We start from the raw sequence: 20,138 nt of genomic DNA on the forward strand, positions 1-20,138 counted from the left end.
GCCTTACATGATTGGATTGAACACCGCAGCGGTCTACGTGCTGCAAACCCTCGGCAGCCTGTACCTGCTGATCGTGCTGCTGCGCTTCGTCCTGCAACTGGTACGGGCGAACTTCTACAACCCGCTGTGCCAGTTCGTGGTCAAGGCCACCCAACCGCTGCTCAAGCCACTGCGCCGGATCATCCCGAGCCTGTTCGGCCTGGACATGTCGTCGCTGGTGCTGGCAATCCTCGTACAACTGGCACTGATGGCGCTGACCCTGCTGCTGACCTACGGCACCACCGGCAACCCGTTGCAACTGCTCATCTGGTCGATCATCGGCGTGACCGCGCTGTTCCTGAAGATTTTCTTCTTCGCCCTGATCATCAGCGTGATCCTGTCGTGGGTCGCTCCGGGCAGCCATAACCCGGGCGCCGAGCTGGTGAACCAGATCTGCGAACCGGCCCTGGCGCCGTTCCGGCGCTTCCTGCCGAGCATGGGCGGTCTGGACCTGTCGCCGATCTTCGCCTTCCTCGCGCTGAAGCTGATCGACATGCTGGTGATCAACAACCTCGCGGCGATGACGATGATGCCGGAAATCCTGCGCCTGTTGATGTGAGCTGGTTCCGTTGGGACGGTGACGACTTGATCCTCGAGTGTCACCTGCAACCGGCAGCCCGCAGCGATGACTTCGCCGGGCTGCACGGCGACCGCCTGAAGATCCGCCTGACCGCGCCGCCGGTGGAGGGCAAGGCCAATGCGTATCTGATGGGGTTTCTGGCCAAGGCTTTCGGGGTTTCCAAGAGCCAGGTCAGCCTGATCAGCGGTGAGTTGAATCGGCAGAAGCGGGTGAAGATTTGCTCACCGAAGAAACTCCCGGATTTACCCGGTTTAGCTCTTCCTTGATCGTTCCCACGCTCCGCGCGGGAACGAGCGCAAATCAGGCCTGATCGTTGCTTGCCGCTGGGGGCAGCGGTCTTTAGACTTACGCCTCATTTCAACGAGAGCAGGGTCGATGCCAGCTGCCTTTCCCCCCGATTCTGTTGGTCTGGTGACGCCGCAAACGGCGCACTTCAGCGAACCGCTGGCCCTGGCCTGCGGCCGTTCGCTGGCCGCTTATGACCTGATCTACGAAACCTACGGCACGCTGAACGCACAAGCGAGCAACGCCGTGTTGATCTGCCACGCCTTGTCCGGCCACCACCACGCTGCGGGTTACCACAGCGTCGACGACCGCAAGCCCGGTTGGTGGGATAGCTGCATCGGCCCCGGCAAACCGATCGACACCAACAAGTTCTTCGTGGTCAGCCTGAACAACCTCGGCGGTTGCAACGGCTCCACCGGCCCGAGCAGCCTCAATCCGGACACCGGCAAACCGTTCGGCGCCGACTTCCCGGTACTGACCGTGGAAGACTGGGTGCACAGCCAGGCACGCCTGGCCGACCTGCTCGGCATCGGCCAGTGGGCGGCGGTGATCGGCGGCAGCCTCGGCGGCATGCAGGCGCTGCAATGGACCATCACCTATCCGGATCGCGTTCGCCACTGCCTGGCCATCGCCTCGGCCCCCAAGTTGTCGGCGCAGAACATTGCGTTCAACGAAGTGGCGCGCCAGGCGATTCTCACCGACCCGGAATTCCACGGTGGCTCGTTCCAGGAACAAGGCGTGATCCCAAAGCGCGGCCTGATGCTGGCGCGGATGGTCGGGCACATCACCTACCTGTCCGACGACTCCATGGGCGAGAAATTCGGTCGCGGCCTGAAGAGCGAAAAGCTCAACTACGACTTCCACAGCGTCGAGTTTCAGGTCGAAAGCTACCTGCGCTATCAGGGCGAAGAGTTCTCCGGGCGCTTCGATGCCAACACTTATCTGTTGATGACAAAGGCGCTGGATTACTTCGATCCGGCAGCGAACTTCGACGATAACCTGGCGAAAACCTTCGAAGGTGCGAAAGCCAAGTTCTGCGTGATGTCGTTCACCACCGACTGGCGCTTCTCCCCCGCTCGCTCGCGGGAACTGGTGGATGCGCTGATGGCTGCGCGCAAGGACGTCAGCTACCTGGAAATCGACGCACCCCAGGGCCACGACGCCTTCCTGATTCCGATCCCGCGTTATTTGCAGGCGTTCGGCAATTACATGAACCGAATTACGGTGTGAACAAGCCATGAGAGCTGATCTGGAAATCATCCAGGAATGGATCCCCGCCGGCAGCCGCGTGCTCGACCTCGGTTGCGGTGACGGCGAGTTGCTGACCTGGCTGCGCGACCACAAACAGGTCACCGGCTATGGCCTGGAAAACGACGCCGACAACATCGCCGAGTGCGTGGCCAAGGGCATCAACGTCATTGAGCAGGACCTGGACAAGGGCCTGGGCAACTTCGCCAGCAACAGCTTCGACGTCGTGGTAATGACCCAGGCCCTGCAAGCCGTACATTACCCGGACAAGATCCTCGACGAAATGCTGCGGGTCGGTCGCCAGTGCATCATCACCTTCCCCAACTTCGGCCACTGGCGCTGCCGCTGGTATCTGGCGAGCAAGGGCCGGATGCCAGTGTCCGAGTTCCTGCCGTACACCTGGTACAACACGCCGAACATCCACTTCTGCACCTTCGAAGACTTTGAAGAACTTTGCCGCGAACGTGAGGCGAAGGTCATTGATCGGCTTGCCGTGGATCAACAGCACCGTCACGGGTGGGCCAGTAAGCTATGGCCTAATCTGTTAGGTGAGATCGGTATCTACCGCGTCAGCAGCCCGGGGCTGCAGGATCACAGAATCGCGGTCTGAACCACGACATTGCGAGGAGAACGAACATGGGACGCCTGATTACCACGCTGTTGGCCGCCTGCCTGAGCCTGTCGGCCGTGGCAGCCGATGCCATCAAGAGCGAGCGCCAGGAAACCTTCGGCGACGTGACGGTGCACTACAACACCTTCAACTCGACCTACCTGCAACCGGACATCGCCAAGGCTGCCGAGCTGATCCGCAGCAAGAACCAGGGCGTGATCAATGTCTCGGTGATCAAGGACGGCAAGCCGTTGACCGCCAACGTCACCGGCACGGTGAAAGATCTGACCAGCCAGAGCGTGCCGCTGACCTTCCGCCAGATCACCGAACAGGGCGCGATCTATTACATCGCCCAGTACCCGGTGGAACAGCAGGAAACCCGCACCTTTGAAATCAAGGTGCAGACCGGCGACAAGATCAACACCATCAATTTCAACCAAGAGCTTTTCCCTGGCCAATGATCAATCTCAAGCAACTCGTACTGGCCAGCCATAACGCCGGCAAACTCAAGGAACTCCAGGCAATGCTCGGCGAATCGGTGCAATTGCGCTCGATCGGCGAATTCAGCAGCGTGGAGCCGGAAGAAACCGGCCTGTCGTTCGTCGAGAACGCGATCCTCAAGGCCCGCAACGCCGCGCGCATCTCCGGGCTGCCGGCGCTGGCAGACGATTCGGGTCTGGCGGTGGACTTCCTCGGCGGTGCGCCGGGCATCTACTCGGCGCGCTATGCCGACGGCAAGGGCGACGCGGCAAACAACGCCAAACTGCTCGACGCCCTGAAAGACGTGCCTGAAGTCGAGCGCGGCGCACAGTTCGTCTGTGTGCTGGCGCTGGTGCGTCATGCCGACGATCCGCTGCCGATTCTGTGCGAAGGCCTGTGGCACGGGCGCATCCTGACCGCCGCCAGCGGTGATCACGGTTTCGGCTACGACCCGTTGTTCTGGGTGCCGGAGCGTAACGTGTCCAGCGCCGAGCTGAGCCCTAGCGACAAGAACCAGATCAGCCACCGCGCCCGTGCAATGGATCTGCTGCGCCAGCGTCTGGGCTTGAAATGACCCGTGCTTCTTCTGCGTCGCCACTGATCGTCGGTGGCGCCGCCTCCTCGCCTCGGGCGCCGTTGCCGACGCTGCCGCCTCTGGCGCTGTACATCCACATCCCGTGGTGTGTGCGCAAATGCCCTTATTGCGACTTCAACTCGCACACAGCCAGCCCGGTGCTGCCGGAGCAGGAATACGTCGATGCGCTGCTCGCCGACCTGGATCAGGATCTGCACGCGGTGTACGACCGTGAGTTGAGTTCGATCTTCTTTGGTGGCGGCACGCCGAGCCTGTTCAGTGCCCAAGCCCTTGGTCGCTTGCTGGAAGGCGTCAAACAACGCATCCCGTTTGCCGATGACATCGAAATCACCCTGGAAGCCAACCCCGGGACTTTCGAGCAAGAGAAGTTCGTCGCCTACCGCAAACTGGGGATCAATCGTCTGTCGATCGGCGTCCAGAGCTTCCAGCAGGAAAAGCTCAAGGCCCTCGGCCGCATCCACAACGGCGACGAAGCCGTGCGGGCGGCAGGCATGGCGCGCCAGGCCGGTTTCGATAACTTCAACCTCGACTTGATGCACGGCTTGCCGGACCAGTCGCTGGACGATGCCCTGAGCGATCTGCGCCAAGCCATCGAACTGAAACCGACGCACATCTCCTGGTATCAGCTCACGCTGGAGCCGAACACCGTGTTCTGGAACCAGCCGCCAGTGCTGCCGGAAGACGACACGCTGTGGGACATTCAAGAAGCCGGACAGGCGCTGCTGGCCGAACACGGTTACGCGCAGTACGAGGTTTCCGCTTACGCCCAACCGGGTCGTCCGGCGCGGCATAACCTCAACTACTGGAGTTTCGGCGACTTCATCGGCATCGGCGCCGGCGCCCACGGCAAGCTCAGCCATCCGGACGGGCGCATCGTGCGCACTTGGAAGACGCGCTTGCCGAAGGACTACCTCAACCCGGCCAAAAGTTTCCAGGCCGGCGAGAAAGCCCTGACCAACGACGAGATGCCATTCGAGTTCCTGATGAACGCCCTGCGCCTGACTGCCGGCGTCGAATCACGCCTGTATCCCGAGCGCACCGGCCTGCCGCTGGAGAGCCTCGATGAACACCGCCGCGAGGCCGAACAAAGCGGTCTGTTGCAGGTCGAACCGTCACGTCTGGCGGCCACCGAGCGCGGACAACTCTTTCTCAACGATTTACTGCAGAAATTTCTGAGCTGAATGGCTCCCGGGGAAACCGCATGGATTTGATACTCGACCTGCTCGCCACTGTCTCCCGCTGGAGCCGCAGCAACCTCTCGGAAATCGCGCTGGCTCTGGTGGGCTGCCTGCTGGTGCTGTTCGGCGCCGACTTCAAAGGCTGGGTCGAGCAACGCCTGGGCAGCATCGCCGGCGCCCTGCGCGTCCCGCTGATGGCCCTGCTGTGCATGATCGGCAGCGGCGCGGCGCTGATCTACGCCACACCCTGGGTGGTGAAGGGGCTGAGCCAGTTCAACAACTACAGCCTGGCGCCGGTGTTGTTGGTGGTGCTGGTGCTGATTGGCGTGGTCGCTGACCGCCGCTGATTTTCAGCACACACAAAATAACTGTGGGAGCGAGCCTGCTCGCGATAGCGACTTAACATTCAACATCATCGTTGACTGTCAGACCGTTATCGCGAGCAGGCTCGCTCCCACATGGGGTTCTGCGTAAGGCTTAAGCGAGCTTTTCGAACTTCAGATCCCACACGCCATGCCCAAGACGTTCGCCGCGGCGTTCGAACTTGGTGATCGGGCGTTCGGCCGGGCGTGGTACGCACTTGCCGTCTTCGGCGAGGTTGCGATAGCCCGGGGCGACGTTCATCACTTCCAGCATGTATTCGGCGTACGGCTCCCAGTCGGTGGCCATGTGCAGAATGCCGCCAACCTTCAGCTTGCTGCGCACCAGTTCAGCGAAGGACGCCTGAACGATGCGGCGCTTGTGGTGGCGGCTCTTGTGCCACGGATCCGGGAAAAACAGCATCAGGCGATCGAGGCTGTTGTCGGCGATGCAGCGGTTGAGCACCTCGATCGCGTCGCAATCGTAGACCCGCAGATTGGTCAGGCCCTGGGTCAGCACGCCGTTGAGCAGCGCGCCAACACCCGGACGGTGAACCTCGACACCGATGAAATCCTGCTCCGGCGCAGCGGCTGCCATTTCCAGCAGCGAGTGGCCCATGCCGAAACCGATCTCCAGCGAACGCGGCGCGGAACGGCCGAACACCTGATCGTAATCCACAGGCGCATCGGCCAGCGGCAGGACGAACTTCGGCGCGCCCTGATCCAGGCCGCGCTGCTGGCCTTCGGTCATGCGCCCGGCGCGCATCACAAAGCTCTTGATGCGGCGGTGTTGGCGCTCGTCGCCTTCTTCCGTCTGGATTGGCGTGTCGTTCGATTCAGTCATCAATAGCTCTTACTTGATCAGACCATCCAGCGGCGAAGAGGCGCTGGCATAGAGTTTTTTCGGCATGCGGCCGGCGAGGTAGGCCAGGCGGCCCGCGACGATCGCGTGTTTCATGGCTTCAGCCATCATGATCGGCTGCTGAGCGTGGGCGATCGCCGAGTTCATCAGCACCGCATCACAGCCCAGCTCCATGGAGATGGTGGCGTCGGAAGCGGTGCCGACACCAGCATCCACCAGCACCGGGATCTTGGCTTCTTCGAGGATGATCTGCAGGTTGTACGGGTTGCAGATCCCCAGGCCCGAACCGATCAGACCGGCCAGCGGCATCACCGCGATGCAGCCGATTTCCGCCAGTTGCCGGGCGATGATCGGATCATCACTGGTGTAAACCATCACATCGAAGCCTTCCTTGACCAGCACTTCGGCGGCCTTGAGGGTTTCGATCACGTTGGGGAACAGGGTTTTCTGGTCGGCCAGCACTTCCAGCTTCACCAGGTTATGACCATCGAGCAGCTCACGGGCCAGGCGACAGGTGCGCACAGCCTCGACAGCGTCGTAGCAACCGGCGGTGTTCGGCAGAAAGGTGTAGCGATCCGGCGACAGTACGTCGAGCAGGTTCGGCTCGCCTTCGATCTGTCCCAGGTTGGTGCGGCGCACGGCAAAGGTGACGATCTCGGCACCCGAGGCTTCGATGGCCAGGCGGGTTTCTTCCATGTCACGGTACTTGCCGGTACCGACCAGCAAACGCGACTGGTAAGTACGACCGGCCAGAACGAAAGGCTTGTCGCTACGAACGATGCTCATGGGAAATCCTCTGTTGGGGTGAGGGTCTTGCAGAATTCTCGGCCGATGCAGGCCTGGCAACTAGCCGCCGCCGATGGCGTGCACCACTTCGACATTGTCGCCGTCGTTCAAAGTGGTGTCGGCGTGCTGGCTGCGCGGGACGATATCCAGATTGAGCTCGACCGCGACGCGGCGTCCGGTCAGGTCCAGACGGGTCAGCAGGGCCGCAACGGTTTCACCGTCGGGCAGTTCAAGGGATTCGCCGTTCAACTGAATGCGCATGCCGGATGCCGCCATCATTTTTAGGGGGTGGCATTCTAGCCCGATCATGACCTAAAGGTCAGCACCAAGCGTCAAGCGGTTGGCTGCAGGCGCCAGGCGGCGAGTCCGAGGCACAGCCAGCCGATCAGGAATGCCAGGCCACCGAATGGGGTGATGATGCCGAGCTTGCCGATGCCGAGGGTGGTCAACAGGTACAGGCTGCCAGAGAACAGCAGGATACCAATGCTGAACGAGATGCCGGCCCAGGCGACCAGACGCCCCTGAAGCTGCGTGGCCAGCAGCGCCACGCCGAACAGCGCCAATGCGTGTACCAACTGATACATGACGCCAGTGTGGAAGATCGCCAGGAACTCCGGGGTCAGGCGGTTTTTCAGGCCATGGGCGGCGAATGCGCCGAGGCCGACACCAGTGAAACCAAAGAAGGCAGCCAGCATCAGAAAGCTACGCAGCATGTAGAACTCCACTCAGACTCGATCGGCAGGGTCTGTATAATGGCCCGCTCAACCGGTTCGGCCAAGCCATCTCTATGCTGCGTTTATTTCTCCGTCGTTTCACGAAGGCCCTGCTCTGGTTCGCGGGCGGCAGCGTATTGCTGGTGTTGGTGTTTCGCTTTGTGCCGCCACCGGGCACTGCGCTGATGGTCGAGCGCAAGATCGAATCCTGGGTCGAGGGCGAACCGATCGATCTGCAACGCACCTGGAAGCCGTGGGACGAAATTTCCGATGACCTGAAGGTCGCGGTGATTGCCGGCGAAGACCAGAAATTCCCCGAGCACTGGGGTTTTGACCTGAGTGCGATCAAGGCTGCACTGGCCCACAACGAACTCGGTGGCTCGATTCGCGGCGCCAGCACGTTGAGTCAGCAAGTGTCGAAGAACCTGTTCCTGTGGTCGGGCCGCAGTTATCTGCGCAAAGGCCTGGAAGCGTGGTTCACCGCACTGATCGAAGTGTTCTGGCCCAAGCAGCGGATACTTGAGGTGTACCTGAACAGTGTCGAATGGGATGACGGCGTGTTTGGCGCCGAAGCAGCGGCACGGCATCACTTTGGCGTGAGCGCCAAGTCATTGTCCCGGCAGCAGGCGAGTTATCTGGCGGCCGTATTGCCCAATCCCCGGGTCTGGAGCGCCAGCCACCCGACTTCCTATGTTTCGCGCCGGGCCGGATGGATTCGCCAGCAGATGAGCCAGCTGGGTGGCGACAGCTATCTGCTGACACTCGATGATTCACGCCGCGCGCCCTGGGCCCAATGAGTTTCTGAAGTGCACACAAAAACGCCCCGATCATCGCTGATCGGGGCGTTTTTTTATTGCCGGACTACCGGTTACGCGGCAATCGACAACTTCAGCTTGTTCATCGCGCTCTTCTCAAGCTGACGGATCCGCTCGGCCGACACGTTGTACTTCTGCGCCAGGTCATGCAGCGTGGCTTTCTCTTCTGCCAGCCAGCGCTGGTAGAGGATGTCGCGGCTGCGCTCGTCCAGCACTTCCAGTGCTTCGTGCAGGTTGTGATTGGAGTTGTCGCTCCAGTCGGCATCTTCCAGCTGACGCGCCGGGTCGTATCGGTGGTCTTCCAGGTAGTTGGCCGGCGACTGGAAAGCGCTGTCGTCGTCAGCTTCGGCAGCCGGGTCGAAGGCCATGTCATGGCCGGTCAGGCGACTTTCCATCTCACGCACTTCACGGGGCTCGACGCCGAGGCTTTCCGCCACACGGTGGACTTCCTCGTTGTTCAGCCAGGCCAGTCGTTTCTTCTGGCTGCGCAGGTTGAAGAACAGCTTGCGCTGGGCTTTGGTGGTCGCGACTTTAACGATCCGCCAGTTGCGCAGGATGAACTCGTGAATCTCGGCCTTGATCCAGTGCACCGCGAAGGACACCAGACGCACGCCCATTTCCGGGTTGAAACGCTTCACGGCCTTCATCAGGCCGACGTTACCTTCCTGGATCAGGTCAGCCTGAGCCAGACCGTAGCCGGAATAGCTACGGGCAATGTGTACGACAAATCGCAGGTGGGCGAGCACCATCTGCCGAGCCGCCCCAAGATCCTGCTCATAGTAGAGACTCTCGGCCAGTTCACGCTCCTGCTCCGGCGTCAGCAATGGAATGCTGTTGACGGTGTGCACATAGGCTTCCAGGTTTGCGCCCGGAACCAATGCATACGCAGGTTGCAAAGAATTGGTCATACGAAAAAACCTCCGACTTACATACTCGCGCCTTTCGGCACTGCGAAAAATTGACCGGAAACTCAGGTACAAGTTCCCTAAAAAACCGCAAGGTCAATCACGCGCAAAAAAGATTCTACTTCGGCGCCAGCTCCCTGAGATGACGTGCGACTGCAATCCATGCACCGATATAACCCAACAGCACCGCACCAAGCAAGAGCGACAGACCGTCGGCAACTGGCACTCCGGCCAGTGCGAAATCACTGCCATAAAGGCCGGCCAGCCCAACCACCGCGTCGTTCAGCCAGTTCAGGCCGAACGCCAGCACTCCCCAGGACAGCAGCCCCGCACCGAAGCCATACAGCGCGCCCATATAAAGGAAGGGGCGACGCACATAGCTGTCGGTGCCGCCGACGAGTTTAATCACTTCTATCTCTGTGCGGCGGTTTTCAATATGAAGACGAATGGTATTGCCTATCACCAAAAGTAATGCGGAAACCAGCAACACCGTCAGACCGAAGACAAAGCGGTCGCCGAGCTTGAGGATGGCGGCCAGACGCTCGACCCAGACTAGATCAAGTTGCGCCTGTTGTACCTTGGGCAGCTCGGAAAGTTTTTGTCTTAATGCTTCCAGGGTCGACTTGTCGACCTCGTTCGGCGTGACCAGCACCACGCCCGGCAACGGGTTTTCCGGCAGCTCGCGCAGGGCTTCGCCCAGTCCGGACTGCTGCTGGAACTCTTCCAGCGCCTGGTCGCGACCGACATATTCAGCATCAGCTACACCGGGCATGCCCTTGATCTGATCCCGCAGCTTCTCGCCTTGAGCCGGACTGGCCTCGAGCTCCAGGTACAGCGAAATCTGTGCCGCACGCTGCCAGGAACCGCCCAGTCGCTCGACGTTATTCAGCAACAGCGACAGCCCCATCGGCAGGCTCAGCGCCACCGCCATCACCATGCAGGTGAAAAAGCTGCCGATCGGCTGCTTGCCAAGACGGCGCAGGCTGTCCAGCAGGCTGGCACGGTGGCTTTCGATCCAGGCGTGAAACAGCGTGGCGAAGTCCGGACCATCATCCTCGTCGTGCTTTTTCTTCTTCGGCGGCTGCGGATCGGCGGCCTTCGGGGCCACGCGCTCGGAAACCTTCGGACTACGTGTTGCACTCATACGCCGGCCTCCCCGTCGCCGATCAATCGGCCGCGTTGCAGGGTCAGCATGCGATGGCGCATGCGCGCAATCAGGGCCAGGTCGTGACTGGCGATCAGCACGCTGGTGCCCAGACGGTTGATGTCTTCGAACACGCCCATGATCTCGGCCGCCAGACGCGGGTCGAGGTTACCGGTCGGTTCGTCCGCCAGCAGCAGGGCCGGGCGGTGCACGATGGCGCGGGCAATGCCGACGCGCTGTTGCTGACCGGTGGAAAGGTCGCCGGGGTACAGATCGGTCTTGTCCGACAGCGCCACGCGCTCCAGCGCCGAATCGACGCGTTTGGCGATTTCCGCCTTGGACAGCCCGAGGATCTGCAACGGCAGCGCGACGTTGTTGAACACCGTGCGATCGAACAGCAACTGGTGATTCTGGAACACCACGCCGATCTGCCGACGCAGGAACGGGATCTGCGCATTGCTGATGGTGCTCAGGTCTTGCCCGGCCAGCAGCAGTTTGCCGCTGGTCGGACGCTCCATCGCCAGCAGCAGGCGCAACAGGGTGGATTTACCGGCACCAGAGTGGCCGGTGACAAACAGGAACTCGCCGCGACGGACTCGAAAGCTCAGCTCATGCAAGCCGACGTGACCGTTCGGGTAGCGCTTACCGACCTGTTCGAAACGAATCATGAACGCTCCCGCTCGGCAAACAGTGCCTGGACAAAGGGTTCGGCTTCAAAGGTACGCAGATCGTCGATGCCCTCACCGACGCCGATGTAGCGGATCGGCAGGCCGAATTGCTTGGCCAGGGCGAAAATCACCCCACCTTTGGCGGTGCCGTCGAGCTTGGTCAGCGCCAGGCCGGTCAGTTCGACGGTCTGGTTGAATTGCTTGGCCTGGTTGATGGCGTTCTGGCCAGTACCGGCGTCGAGCACCAGCAGCACTTCGTGCGGCGCATCGGCGTCGAGCTTGCCGATCACCCGGCGAACCTTCTTCAGTTCTTCCATCAGGTTGTCTTTGGTGTGCAGGCGACCGGCGGTGTCGGCGATCAGCACATCGATGCCACGGGCCTTGGCGGCCTGCACGGCGTCGAAGATCACCGAAGCCGAGTCCGCGCCGGTGTGCTGGGCTATCACCGGAATCTTGTTGCGCTCGCCCCAGACCTGCAACTGCTCGACCGCCGCGGCGCGGAAGGTGTCGCCGGCGGCGAGCATGACTTTCTTGCCTTCCAGTTGCAGCTTCTTCGCCAGTTTGCCGATGGTAGTGGTCTTGCCGGCACCGTTGACGCCGACCACGAGGATCACGAACGGCTTGTTCTGCGAAACGATTTTCAGCGGCTGCTCGACCGGCTTGAGCATCGCGGCCAGCTCGGCCTGCAGGGATTTGTACAGGGCGTCGGAATCGGCCAGCTCTTTACGTGCGACCTTCTGGGTCAGGCGCTGGATGATCACCGAAGTCGCTTCGACGCCGACGTCGGCGGTCAACAGGCGGGTTTCGAGGTCGTCGAGGAGATCGTCATCGATAGCCTTCTTGCCGAGGAACAGGCTGGCCATGCCCTCGCCGATGCTGGCGCTGGTCTTGGACAGGCCTTGCTTGAGACGGGCAAAGAAGCCGGCCTTGGTTTCTTCGGTGCGAGGCGCCTCGAGCGGAGTTTCGGCGACCGCGACAGGCGCAGCGACAACCGGTTCAGGTGCAGGTGCAGGTGCAGGCTCGGGAGCAGCAACAATCGGTGCAACCGGCGCAGCGACCACAGGCTCGGGAATGACAGGAGCAGGTTCGATCACCGGCGGCTGAACAGGCTCAGGAGTGAATGCAACCGGTGCCGGGATCGGCGGCGTAATGTGCGGCGCAGCCTCTTCGACCAGCGCCACAGGCTCTTCCGCCACGGGCAAGGTCAGCCATGGCTGGGCAGCCGGGGTCAGCGGCAGTTCAGCGGCAGCCGGCGCTTCAGGCTCTACTTCGGCCACCGGTTGCAACACCGGTTCGGCAATCGGCAGCACAACCGGAGCCGGCACTTCTTCTATGACAGGTGCTGGTGCCGGGGCTGGCTCAGGAATGGCAGTCGGCTGTTCGACGACGGGTTCCTGCGGCTTTTTGCGCAGCCATCCGAACAGGCTTTTCTTCTCGCCAGCCGCAGCTGGGGTCTTCTTGTCGTCGTTGGAACCAAACATGGAGGACGGCTATCTCACGGTAGCGACGCGCCACAGGGGCGCCCCGGCAAATAAATATTCGATGCAGAACAGACTGTGTTTCACCCAGCTTGTTCACGCGCAACATTTTGTCGAGGCGCCAACAGCACCTCAAAGGAATCGTTTTAATGAAGGACTAGCCGGCAAAATCGGCGAAAAAGCGAAGTTTAGCTGATAAACCCAGGCCTTCTGCCGCAAACCCATACAACCTGATCAAGTTTCAAAACCGGATAGGCGTGGTCGCCGGTAAAACGGATCAGTATCCTAGCACCTCCTCGCCCGCCTAGGCTAAGACCAAGCGGGCAGCCGAACAGGTTTAAAAACGAATGAATGCTCTAGCCCGCCGCGCCGCAGGCCTGCTGCTCAGCACGGTCTGCCTGCCCCTTTCGGCCCTGGCGGCCGACCCGCAACCGACCCACGAATTCACCCTCGACAATGGCCTGAAGGTCGTCGTGCGCGAAGACCATCGCGCGCCGGTGGTGGTGTCGCAAGTCTGGTACAAGGTCGGTTCCAGCTACGAAACCCCTGGCCAGACCGGTCTGTCCCACGCCCTCGAGCACATGATGTTCAAGGGCAGCGAGAAAGTCGGCCCAGGCGAAGCCTCGCTGATCCTGCGCGACCTCGGCGCTGAAGAGAACGCTTTCACCAGCGATGACTTCACCGCTTACTACCAGGTGCTGGCCCGCGATCGCCTGGGTGTAGCCTTCGAGCTGGAAGCCGACCGCATGGCCAATCTGCGCCTGCCGGCCAACGAGTTCGCCAAGGAAATCGAAGTCATCAAGGAGGAGCGCCGCCTGCGCACCGACGACAAGCCGATGTCCAAGGCCTATGAGCGCTACAAGGCCATGGCCTACCCGGCCAGCGGTTATCACACACCGACCATCGGCTGGATGGCCGACCTCGACCGGATGAAGGTCGAAGAACTGCGCCACTGGTACCAATCCTGGTATGTGCCAAACAACGCCACGCTGGTGGTGGTCGGCGACGTGACCCCGGACGAAGTGAAAACCCTCGCCCAGCGCTACTTCGGGCCGATCCCGAAACGCGATGTGCCGCCGGCAAAGCAACCGCTGGAACTGGCCGAGCCCGGCGAACGCCAGATCACCCTGCACGTGCAGACCCAACTGCCCAGCCTGATGCTCGGTTTCAACGTGCCGAGCCTGGCCACCGCCAAAGACAAACGCTCGATCAACGCCCTGCGCCTGATCTCGGCGCTGCTGGACGGCGGCTACAGCGGTCGCATCCCGACCCAGCTGGAGCGCGGCGAAGAACTGGTGTCCGGCGGTTCGTCGAGCTACGACGCCTACACCCGTGGCGACAGTCTGTTCACCCTGTCGGCCACGCCGAACACCCAGAAGAAAAAGACCATGGCCCAGGCTGAAGCCGGCCTGTGGAAACTGCTGGAACAGCTGAAAACCACCGCACCGTCCGCTGAAGAGCTGGAGCGCGTGCGTGCGCAAGTCATCGCCGGCCTGGTTTTCGAACGCGATTCGATTACCAGCCAGGCCACCGCCATCGGCCAGCTGGAGACCGTCGGTCTGTCGTGGAAGCTGATGGACACCGAACTGGCCGATCTGGAAAGCGTCACCCCGCAAGACATCCAGAACGCCGCCAAGCTGTATTTCACCCGCGAACGTCTCAGCGTCGCCCACGTCCTGCCACTGGAGACGACTCATGAGTGAGCGCAAAACCCCACGCCTGCTGCTCGGCCTGATCGCCGTGGCCGTCATTGGCTCCGCCGCGCTGTATCTGGCGCCGAGCGACAACAGCAAGGCCAGCGAAGCGCTGGATAACGCCAAGTCCAGCCAGAAGCTGCAATCGCTGGCCGAACTCGACGGCAAGGCCCCGGCCAGCCGCAAACTCGACGTACAGACCTGGAACACCGCCGAAGGCGCCAAGGTGCTGTTCGTCGAGGCTCGCGAACTGCCGATGTTCGACATGCGCCTGATCTTCTCCGCCGGCAGCAGCCAGGACGGCAACGCACCGGGGCTGGCCCTGCTGACTAACGCCATGCTCAATGAAGGCGTGGCGGGCAAGGATGTCGGCGCCATCGCCCAGGGTTTTGAAGGCCTCGGTGCGGATTTCGGCAACGGCGCCTACAAGGACATGGCCATCGTTTCGTTGCGCAGCCTGAGTGCCGCCGACAAACGCGAGCCGGCACTGAAACTGTTCTCGGAAGTGATCGGCAAGCCGACCTTCCCCGCCGACTCCTTCGCACGCATCAAGAACCAGATGCTCGCCGGTTTCGAGTACCAGAAACAGAACCCCGGCAAGCTCGCCAGCCTGGAGTTGATGAAGCGCCTGTACGGCGATCACCCATATGCACACTCCAGCGATGGCAGCGCGCAAAGCGTGCCGAAAATAACCTTGGCGCAACTGCGTGAGTTCCATGCCAAGGCCTATGCCGCCGGCAACGTGGTGATTGCGCTGGTCGGCGACCTGTCCCGCAGCGAAGCCGAGGCGATTGCCAATCAGGTCTCTGCTGCCCTGCCGAAAGGCCCGGCGCTGGCGAAGATCGCCCAGCCGCAGGAGCCGAAGGCCAGCGTCGGCCACATCGAATTCCCGTCCAAGCAGACCAGCCTGATGCTCGCGCAACTGGGCATCGACCGTGACGACCCGGACTACGCCGCACTGTCGATGGGCAACCAGATCCTCGGCGGCGGTGGTTTTGGCACCCGCTTGATGAGTGAGGTCCGTGAGAAACGTGGCTTGGCCTACGGTGTGTATTCGGCGTTCAGCCCGATGCAGGCTCGTGGCCCGTTCATAATCAATCTGCAGACCCGCGCGGAAATGAGCGAAGGCACCCTGAAACTGGTGCAGGACGTGCTCGCCGATTACCTGAAGACCGGCCCGACCCAGAAAGAACTCGACGACGCCAAGCGTGAACTGGCTGGCAGCTTCCCGCTGTCCACTGCGAGCAACGCCGATATCGTCGGCCAGCTCGGCGCCATGGGTTTCTACAACCTGCCGCTGAGCTATCTGGACGACTTCATGCGTCAGTCCCAGAGCCTGACCGTCGAGCAGGTCCGCGACGCCCTGAACAAACACCTGAGCACGGACAAAATGGTCATCGTCAGCGCTGGCCCGACCGTGCCGCAAAAGCCGTTACCGGCCCCATCTGATAAGCCTGCCGAGCAACCGCTCGGGGTTCCGGAGCATTAATGGCCAGTCCAAAGAAACCTGTACAAAAACTGCACAACGGTGTGAATCAGTTGCGCATCATCGGCGGCGAATGGCGCAGCCGCAAACTGAGCTTCCCGGATGCGCCGGGCCTGCGCCCGACGCCGGACCGGGTGCGCGAAACCCTGTTCAACTGGCTCGCGCCGTACGTTGCCGGGGCCAAGGTGCTCGATCCGTTCGCCGGCAGCGGCGCGCTGTTTCTGGAAGCGCTGTCCCGTGGCGCGTCCATGGGGCAGGCGCTGGATGCCAGCCACGTCGCCGTCTCCAGCCTGAAAGAACACCTCGGCACGCTGCGCTGCACCAACGGCCAGGTGCAGACCGCTGATGCCTTGCGCTATCTGGAAACCCAGAGCGCGACCGCGTTCGATCTGGTGTTCCTCGACCCGCCGTTCAACCAGAACCTGCTGCCCGCGGTGTGCACGCTGCTGGAAGAGCGCCAATGGCTGGCCGATGATTCGTGGATCTACACTGAAAGTGAAACCGCGCCATCGACCCTCGGCCTGCCAGGCAACTGGCGCCTGCACCGCGAGCAGAAATCCGGGCGGGTGTACTACGCGTTGTGGCAACGTATGGCAGTGATCGCCGGCTAACCGACCGGCCTGAAAAAGCGGCGAGCCTCAGCCGAGGCTCGCTGCGCTGCATCGAGAGCGATCGTGTCCCCTTCGTCAAAACCGTTCATCCCCGCCTTCGGCCTCGGCAATCCGCACCTGCAAACCTTGTGGGGGCCGCTGTGGCGCAAGACCGTGCACCTTGATCGCCAGCGCGAGCGGCTATGGCTGGAGGACGGTGATTTCCTTGATCTCGACTGGCACGGCCCACACAGCGCCGAAGCGCCACTGGTGTTGGTGCTGCACGGGCTGACTGGCTCTTCCAACTCGCCTTACGTCGCCGGAATCCAGGCAGCGCTCGCCGCCCAAGGCTGGGCCAGCGTTGCGCTGAACTGGCGCGGCTGCTCGGGCGAACCGAATCTGTTGCCGCGCAGCTACCATTCCGGCGCCAGCGAAGACCTCGCCGAAACCATCCGCCATCTGAAGGCCAAGCGGCCATTGGCGCCGCTATATGCGGTCGGTTATTCCCTCGGCGGCAACGTGCTGCTCAAGCATCTGGGGGAAACCGGCAGCGCCAGCGGCGTGCTCGGCGCAGTGGCGGTGTCGGTGCCGTTTCGACTGGATCAATGCGCCGACCGTATCGGCCAGGGTTTCTCGAAGGTCTATCAGGCGCACTTCATGCGCGAGATGGTCGCCTACATCAAGAACAAGCAGCGCCAGTTCCAGCATGACGGGCGCGAAGATGGTCTCGCCGCACTGGCAGCCCTCGGTTCGCTGGAAAACATGCGCACCTTCTGGGACTTCGACGGCCGGGTGACTGCGCCACTCAATGGCTTTGCCGATGCCGAGGATTACTATCGCCGTGCGTCGAGCCGCTATTTTCTTGGGGAAATCCGTACACCGACCCTGATCATTCAAGCGGCGGACGACCCGTTCGTGTTCCCCCACAGCCTGCCTTCAGCCAGTGAGCTGTCGAGTTCGACCGCATTTGAACTGCAGGCCCGGGGCGGGCATGTCGGTTTCGTCGACGGTTCGTTCCGCCAACCGGGTTATTACCTGGAACGGCGCATTCCCCAATGGCTGGCCGACGCGGGGCGCGAGTGACGTCATGAGCGAACAGGGCGAGTCGATCCGTTTCTGGCAAACCGCGCCACTGGCCGGCGTCGAGCTGCTCTCGGCGCGCTACATCGAGCATCGCTTCGCCCCGCATGTCCACGACGGCTACGTGATCGGCATGATCATGGCCGGCGCCCAGCGCTATCGTTATCGCGGTGCCGAGCACCTGGCCGGCAGCGGCACGCTGGTGCTGATCAACCCGGACGAATTGCACACCGGCCACAAAGGCACCGAGGACGGCTGGCTGTACCGGGCGTTTTATCCGGATACCGGCAAGATTGTCTCGCTGCTCGAAGAACTGGAACTGCCGACTGCGCCGATGCCGGCTTTTGGCGCGACGCTGTACCGCGATCCGGATCTGGTCAATGGCTTCAGCCAGTTGCACCGTTTGCTGGAAAGCCCCGCCACTGCACTGCAACAGCAAACGGTGTGGCGCGAAATGATGATGCTGCTGTTGCAACGTCACGCGGCGGTGCAGATCAACGGCAAACCCGGCAAGGAACATCGTGCGGTGGTGATGGCCAAGGAGTTACTGCACGCGCAACTGGCGGCACCGCCCTCACTGGAAGAACTGGCGGCGGCGGTGAACCTCTCGCCTTTCCACTTCGCCCGGGTGTTCCGCCGCGCCACCGGCATGCCGCCGCACACCTGGCTGATGCAACAGCGGATTGCCTGTGCCCGGGGTTTGTTGCAGAGCGGCTGCCTGCCGGTGGAAGTTGCCACGCAACTGGGCTTTGCCGACCAGAGTCATCTGAGCCGGCAGTTCAAACAGGTTTATGGCGTGGGGCCAGCGGCCTATCGCAGTGCGCGGCTGGACCGCTGAACGCGCTTACTCGCCCGTGGCGATACCGCGCGACGGCTCGTTGATCCACTCGCTCCACGATCCGGCATACAGCGTACCCAACGGATAACCCGCCAGGCACAGGGCAAACAGGTTGTGACACGCCGTCACCCCGGAACCGCAATACGCCACCAGATCGTTCGGCGAACGCTCGCCGAGTTTCGCGGCGAAGCGCTGCTTGAGCTGATCGGCCGGCAGGAAGCGCCCGTCGCTACCCAGATTGTCGGTGAACGCCGCGCATTGCGCGCCAGGAATGTGGCCGGCAATCGGATCGATCGGCTCCACTTCGCCCTTGAAGCGCGGCAATGCACGAGCATCAAGCAGGGTCAGGGCCGGCTGACCGAGGCGCTGCTGCAATTGCTCGGCGCTGAGCAGCAGATGCTTGTCCGGCTGCCCGCTGAACGTCCCGCGCGCCACCGAAGGCGCATCCAGGCTCAGCGGCAGACCGACCGCGTGCCAGGCCTTGAGTCCGCCATCGAGAATGAACACGCCGTCACGCTTGCCCAGCCATGCCAGCAACCACCAGGCACGCGCCGCGTAGGCACCGGGACCGTCGTCATACAGAACCACGTCGCTGTCGTTGTTGATACCGAAAGCTTGCAGACGCTCGATCAACGCCGCTGGCTCCGGCAGCGGATGCCGTCCGGTCACGCCCTTGGTCACCGGCCCGCTCAGGTCACGTTCAAGATCGGCGAAACTCGCCCCGGCAATGTGCCCTTCGGCATAGCTGCGCTGGCCGTAATCCGGGTCTTCGAGGGCAAAACGGCAATCGAGAATCACCAGGCCCGGTTGCTCCTTGCGGGCATCCAGCGTGGTCGGGCTGATCAGTTGCGCAATCGGCATAGCGAACGACTCCTGTGAGCGGATGGGTCAGGACCTTTCTTCGAGGGCCTGGGCCAACGGTACGTAGAATTCTTCGAACAGTGCATTGACCTCATCGCGGGCCTGCTCGGTGACAAACCCGGCCTCCAGCACCAGCACCTGATACACGCCACGTTTAATGGCCTGCTCGCTGAGATGATTGGAGTTTTCCCGGGTGGTGCACAGAAAGCGCACCCAGGAAGTGAGGATGATCCACGCGTTGAGGGTCAGGGATTCGATCTGCACCCGGTCCATCTTCAGAATCCCGGCGGCGACGAAGCCTTCATAGATAGCTGCCCCCTGAATCACGCAGCGCTGGGAAAAGCGCCGGTAACGCCCGGCCAGGTCCGGGTCGCTGTCGAGCAAGTGCTCGAGATCGCGGTGCAGAAAACGGTAGCGCCACATCGCCGACAGCAGTTCCTTGAGATAGAAACGCTTGTCTTCGACCGTCGCCGCACGCCCCTGAGGCGGGCGCAGGAAGCTGTCCACAAGGCTTTCGTACTCACTGAACAGCACAGCGATGATCGCCTGCTTGTTGGGGAAGTGGTAGTACAGATTGCCCGGAGAAATCTCCATGTGGGCGGCGATGTGATTGGTGCTGATGCTGCGCTCGCCCTGCTGATTGAACAGCTCGAGGCTGTTCTGCACGATGCGCTCGCTGGTTTTGATCCGTGGGGCCATGGCTTGAGCTTTAATTCAGAGTGCGTTGGGGGGCATCTTACGACCTAACCGGAATGGGATAAAACCATGATGCCCAAGGAAGTCATTTGACTTTCTAGAGCATAGACTCTAAAAAGTTCCTCACAACAACATATCCGGAGCTGAC

At 61.9% G+C, this 20,138-nt stretch carries 24 protein-coding genes; 14 read left to right on the forward strand and 10 right to left on the reverse strand.

Features of this window, described 5'->3' with window-relative positions; genetic code table 11:
• Window positions 1-7: 7 nt before the first annotated feature.
• The 8 genes from NH234_RS28035 (at window position 8) to NH234_RS28070 (ending at window position 5,362) form a co-directional block, all read left to right on the forward strand.
• A complete protein-coding gene (locus NH234_RS28035; protein ID WP_085731568.1) occupies window positions 8-598 on the forward strand; it encodes a YggT family protein in 591 nt (196 codons plus the stop codon).
• Window positions 595-885, forward strand: coding sequence for a DUF167 domain-containing protein (locus NH234_RS28040; RefSeq protein WP_085709069.1), 291 nt, complete (start codon window positions 595-597; stop codon window positions 883-885). The genes NH234_RS28035 and NH234_RS28040 overlap by 4 nt, the downstream gene beginning before the upstream one ends.
• 109 nt (window positions 886-994) lie before the next feature.
• Window positions 995-2,134, forward strand: coding sequence for a homoserine O-acetyltransferase (locus tag NH234_RS28045; protein ID WP_085731566.1), 1,140 nt, complete (start codon window positions 995-997; stop codon window positions 2,132-2,134).
• 7 nt (window positions 2,135-2,141) lie between these two features.
• Complete coding sequence (gene metW, locus NH234_RS28050; RefSeq protein ID WP_085731565.1) at window positions 2,142-2,762, forward strand: methionine biosynthesis protein MetW; 621 nt, start codon at window positions 2,142-2,144, stop codon at window positions 2,760-2,762.
• A gap of 26 nt (window positions 2,763-2,788) precedes the next feature.
• On the forward strand, window positions 2,789-3,223 hold the full coding sequence (locus NH234_RS28055; protein WP_085731564.1) for a DUF4426 domain-containing protein: 435 nt from the start codon (window positions 2,789-2,791) through the stop codon (window positions 3,221-3,223).
• The gene (gene rdgB / locus NH234_RS28060) at window positions 3,220-3,816 is read left to right on the forward strand and encodes an RdgB/HAM1 family non-canonical purine NTP pyrophosphatase (protein WP_367255047.1); all 597 of its coding nucleotides are present in this window, start codon (window positions 3,220-3,222) and stop codon (window positions 3,814-3,816) included. The genes NH234_RS28055 and rdgB overlap by 4 nt, the downstream gene beginning before the upstream one ends.
• On the forward strand, window positions 3,813-5,018 hold the full coding sequence (hemW, locus tag NH234_RS28065) for a radical SAM family heme chaperone HemW (RefSeq protein WP_085731562.1): 1,206 nt from the start codon (window positions 3,813-3,815) through the stop codon (window positions 5,016-5,018). Before rdgB ends, hemW begins: the two co-directional genes overlap by 4 nt.
• A 20-nt stretch (window positions 5,019-5,038) precedes the next feature.
• Window positions 5,039-5,362, forward strand: a complete 324-nt coding sequence (locus NH234_RS28070; protein ID WP_011336381.1) for a DUF3392 domain-containing protein — start codon at window positions 5,039-5,041, stop codon at window positions 5,360-5,362.
• 130 nt (window positions 5,363-5,492) lie between these two features.
• Here NH234_RS28070 and trmB read toward each other — a convergent pair whose 3' ends face one another.
• From trmB to NH234_RS28090, 4 genes are all read right to left on the reverse strand, one after another.
• A complete protein-coding gene (gene trmB / locus NH234_RS28075; protein WP_085646976.1) occupies window positions 5,493-6,218 on the reverse strand; it encodes a tRNA (guanosine(46)-N7)-methyltransferase TrmB in 726 nt (241 codons plus the stop codon).
• A gap of 9 nt (window positions 6,219-6,227) precedes the next feature.
• Window positions 6,228-7,022 (reverse strand): thiazole synthase, encoded by a 795-nt coding sequence (locus NH234_RS28080; protein ID WP_085731561.1) that lies wholly within the window; start codon window positions 7,020-7,022, stop codon window positions 6,228-6,230.
• Window positions 7,023-7,082: 60 nt separating this feature from the next.
• Window positions 7,083-7,283, reverse strand: coding sequence for a sulfur carrier protein ThiS (gene thiS, locus NH234_RS28085; protein WP_167394879.1), 201 nt, complete (start codon window positions 7,281-7,283; stop codon window positions 7,083-7,085).
• Window positions 7,284-7,354: 71 nt separating this feature from the next.
• Entirely contained in the window at window positions 7,355-7,735 is a 381-nt protein-coding gene (locus tag NH234_RS28090; RefSeq protein WP_367255049.1) for a DUF423 domain-containing protein, read from the reverse strand.
• 74 nt (window positions 7,736-7,809) lie between these two features.
• Here NH234_RS28090 and mtgA point away from each other — a divergent pair, with 74 nt between their 5' ends.
• Window positions 7,810-8,532 carry a monofunctional biosynthetic peptidoglycan transglycosylase gene (gene mtgA, locus NH234_RS28095; RefSeq protein ID WP_367255051.1) on the forward strand — a complete coding sequence of 241 codons (723 nt, stop codon included), beginning with the start codon at window positions 7,810-7,812 and terminating at the stop codon, window positions 8,530-8,532.
• 71 nt (window positions 8,533-8,603) lie between these two features.
• On the opposite strand, the gene rpoH is transcribed toward mtgA, so the two are convergent.
• From rpoH to ftsY, 4 genes are all read right to left on the reverse strand, one after another.
• Complete coding sequence (gene rpoH / locus NH234_RS28100; protein ID WP_003229146.1) at window positions 8,604-9,458, reverse strand: RNA polymerase sigma factor RpoH; 855 nt, start codon at window positions 9,456-9,458, stop codon at window positions 8,604-8,606.
• A 115-nt stretch (window positions 9,459-9,573) separates the two neighbouring features.
• Window positions 9,574-10,599, reverse strand: a complete 1,026-nt coding sequence (ftsX, locus tag NH234_RS28105; protein WP_085731559.1) for a permease-like cell division protein FtsX — start codon at window positions 10,597-10,599, stop codon at window positions 9,574-9,576.
• Window positions 10,596-11,267, reverse strand: a complete 672-nt coding sequence (gene ftsE, locus NH234_RS28110; RefSeq protein WP_003229148.1) for a cell division ATP-binding protein FtsE — start codon at window positions 11,265-11,267, stop codon at window positions 10,596-10,598. Before ftsE ends, ftsX begins: the two co-directional genes overlap by 4 nt.
• Window positions 11,264-12,748 (reverse strand): signal recognition particle-docking protein FtsY, encoded by a 1,485-nt coding sequence (gene ftsY / locus NH234_RS28115; RefSeq protein ID WP_367255055.1) that lies wholly within the window; start codon window positions 12,746-12,748, stop codon window positions 11,264-11,266. The genes ftsE and ftsY overlap by 4 nt, the downstream gene beginning before the upstream one ends.
• A gap of 344 nt (window positions 12,749-13,092) precedes the next feature.
• On the opposite strand from ftsY, the gene NH234_RS28120 reads away from it, so the two are divergent.
• The 5 genes from NH234_RS28120 (at window position 13,093) to NH234_RS28140 (ending at window position 18,433) form a co-directional block, all read left to right on the forward strand.
• On the forward strand, window positions 13,093-14,448 hold the full coding sequence (locus NH234_RS28120; RefSeq protein ID WP_367255057.1) for a M16 family metallopeptidase: 1,356 nt from the start codon (window positions 13,093-13,095) through the stop codon (window positions 14,446-14,448).
• Window positions 14,441-15,928 (forward strand): pitrilysin family protein, encoded by a 1,488-nt coding sequence (locus tag NH234_RS28125; protein ID WP_085731556.1) that lies wholly within the window; start codon window positions 14,441-14,443, stop codon window positions 15,926-15,928. The genes NH234_RS28120 and NH234_RS28125 overlap by 8 nt, the downstream gene beginning before the upstream one ends.
• On the forward strand, window positions 15,928-16,536 hold the full coding sequence (gene rsmD / locus NH234_RS28130) for a 16S rRNA (guanine(966)-N(2))-methyltransferase RsmD (protein ID WP_085731555.1): 609 nt from the start codon (window positions 15,928-15,930) through the stop codon (window positions 16,534-16,536). The genes NH234_RS28125 and rsmD overlap by 1 nt, the downstream gene beginning before the upstream one ends.
• A gap of 63 nt (window positions 16,537-16,599) precedes the next feature.
• Window positions 16,600-17,598 carry a hydrolase gene (locus tag NH234_RS28135; protein ID WP_085731554.1) on the forward strand — a complete coding sequence of 333 codons (999 nt, stop codon included), beginning with the start codon at window positions 16,600-16,602 and terminating at the stop codon, window positions 17,596-17,598.
• 4 nt (window positions 17,599-17,602) lie between these two features.
• Window positions 17,603-18,433, forward strand: a complete 831-nt coding sequence (locus NH234_RS28140; RefSeq protein ID WP_085731553.1) for an AraC family transcriptional regulator — start codon at window positions 17,603-17,605, stop codon at window positions 18,431-18,433.
• A 6-nt stretch (window positions 18,434-18,439) separates the two neighbouring features.
• On the opposite strand, the gene NH234_RS28145 is transcribed toward NH234_RS28140, so the two are convergent.
• The gene (locus tag NH234_RS28145; protein WP_367255060.1) at window positions 18,440-19,294 is read right to left on the reverse strand and encodes a sulfurtransferase; all 855 of its coding nucleotides are present in this window, start codon (window positions 19,292-19,294) and stop codon (window positions 18,440-18,442) included.
• A 27-nt stretch (window positions 19,295-19,321) separates the two neighbouring features.
• Window positions 19,322-19,993, reverse strand: a complete 672-nt coding sequence (locus NH234_RS28150) for a TetR/AcrR family transcriptional regulator (RefSeq protein WP_085709051.1) — start codon at window positions 19,991-19,993, stop codon at window positions 19,322-19,324.
• Window positions 19,994-20,138 lie beyond the last annotated feature (145 nt).

The sequence above is a fragment of the Pseudomonas sp. stari2 genome (assembly GCF_040760005.1).
In the GTDB taxonomy this organism is placed as follows: Bacteria; Pseudomonadota; Gammaproteobacteria; order Pseudomonadales; family Pseudomonadaceae; genus Aquipseudomonas.

What these genes read in the sequence shown, in the direction of transcription:
- rdgB (WP_367255047.1), top strand. Translation starts at nt 3,220, where the DNA reads ATGATCAATCTCAAGCAACTCGTACTGGCCAGCCATAACGCCGGCAAA.
- metW (WP_085731565.1), top strand. Translation starts at nt 2,142, where the DNA reads ATGAGAGCTGATCTGGAAATCATCCAGGAATGGATCCCCGCCGGCAGC.
- mtgA (WP_367255051.1), top strand. Translation starts at nt 7,810, where the DNA reads ATGCTGCGTTTATTTCTCCGTCGTTTCACGAAGGCCCTGCTCTGGTTC.
- NH234_RS28150 (WP_085709051.1), bottom strand. Translation starts at nt 19,993, where the DNA reads ATGGCCCCACGGATCAAAACCAGCGAGCGCATCGTGCAGAACAGCCTC.
- NH234_RS28120 (WP_367255057.1), top strand. Translation starts at nt 13,093, where the DNA reads ATGAATGCTCTAGCCCGCCGCGCCGCAGGCCTGCTGCTCAGCACGGTC.
- rpoH (WP_003229146.1), bottom strand. Translation starts at nt 9,458, where the DNA reads ATGACCAATTCTTTGCAACCTGCGTATGCATTGGTTCCGGGCGCAAAC.
- thiS (WP_167394879.1), bottom strand. Translation starts at nt 7,283, where the DNA reads ATGCGCATTCAGTTGAACGGCGAATCCCTTGAACTGCCCGACGGTGAA.
- trmB (WP_085646976.1), bottom strand. Translation starts at nt 6,218, where the DNA reads ATGACTGAATCGAACGACACGCCAATCCAGACGGAAGAAGGCGACGAG.
- NH234_RS28035 (WP_085731568.1), top strand. Translation starts at nt 8, where the DNA reads ATGATTGGATTGAACACCGCAGCGGTCTACGTGCTGCAAACCCTCGGC.
- NH234_RS28055 (WP_085731564.1), top strand. Translation starts at nt 2,789, where the DNA reads ATGGGACGCCTGATTACCACGCTGTTGGCCGCCTGCCTGAGCCTGTCG.
- ftsX (WP_085731559.1), bottom strand. Translation starts at nt 10,599, where the DNA reads ATGAGTGCAACACGTAGTCCGAAGGTTTCCGAGCGCGTGGCCCCGAAG.
- NH234_RS28070 (WP_011336381.1), top strand. Translation starts at nt 5,039, where the DNA reads ATGGATTTGATACTCGACCTGCTCGCCACTGTCTCCCGCTGGAGCCGC.
- NH234_RS28080 (WP_085731561.1), bottom strand. Translation starts at nt 7,022, where the DNA reads ATGAGCATCGTTCGTAGCGACAAGCCTTTCGTTCTGGCCGGTCGTACT.
- NH234_RS28125 (WP_085731556.1), top strand. Translation starts at nt 14,441, where the DNA reads ATGAGTGAGCGCAAAACCCCACGCCTGCTGCTCGGCCTGATCGCCGTG.
- NH234_RS28045 (WP_085731566.1), top strand. Translation starts at nt 995, where the DNA reads ATGCCAGCTGCCTTTCCCCCCGATTCTGTTGGTCTGGTGACGCCGCAA.
- hemW (WP_085731562.1), top strand. Translation starts at nt 3,813, where the DNA reads ATGACCCGTGCTTCTTCTGCGTCGCCACTGATCGTCGGTGGCGCCGCC.
- NH234_RS28145 (WP_367255060.1), bottom strand. Translation starts at nt 19,294, where the DNA reads ATGCCGATTGCGCAACTGATCAGCCCGACCACGCTGGATGCCCGCAAG.
- ftsY (WP_367255055.1), bottom strand. Translation starts at nt 12,748, where the DNA reads ATGTTTGGTTCCAACGACGACAAGAAGACCCCAGCTGCGGCTGGCGAG.
- NH234_RS28140 (WP_085731553.1), top strand. Translation starts at nt 17,603, where the DNA reads ATGAGCGAACAGGGCGAGTCGATCCGTTTCTGGCAAACCGCGCCACTG.
- rsmD (WP_085731555.1), top strand. Translation starts at nt 15,928, where the DNA reads ATGGCCAGTCCAAAGAAACCTGTACAAAAACTGCACAACGGTGTGAAT.
- NH234_RS28090 (WP_367255049.1), bottom strand. Translation starts at nt 7,735, where the DNA reads ATGCTGCGTAGCTTTCTGATGCTGGCTGCCTTCTTTGGTTTCACTGGT.
- ftsE (WP_003229148.1), bottom strand. Translation starts at nt 11,267, where the DNA reads ATGATTCGTTTCGAACAGGTCGGTAAGCGCTACCCGAACGGTCACGTC.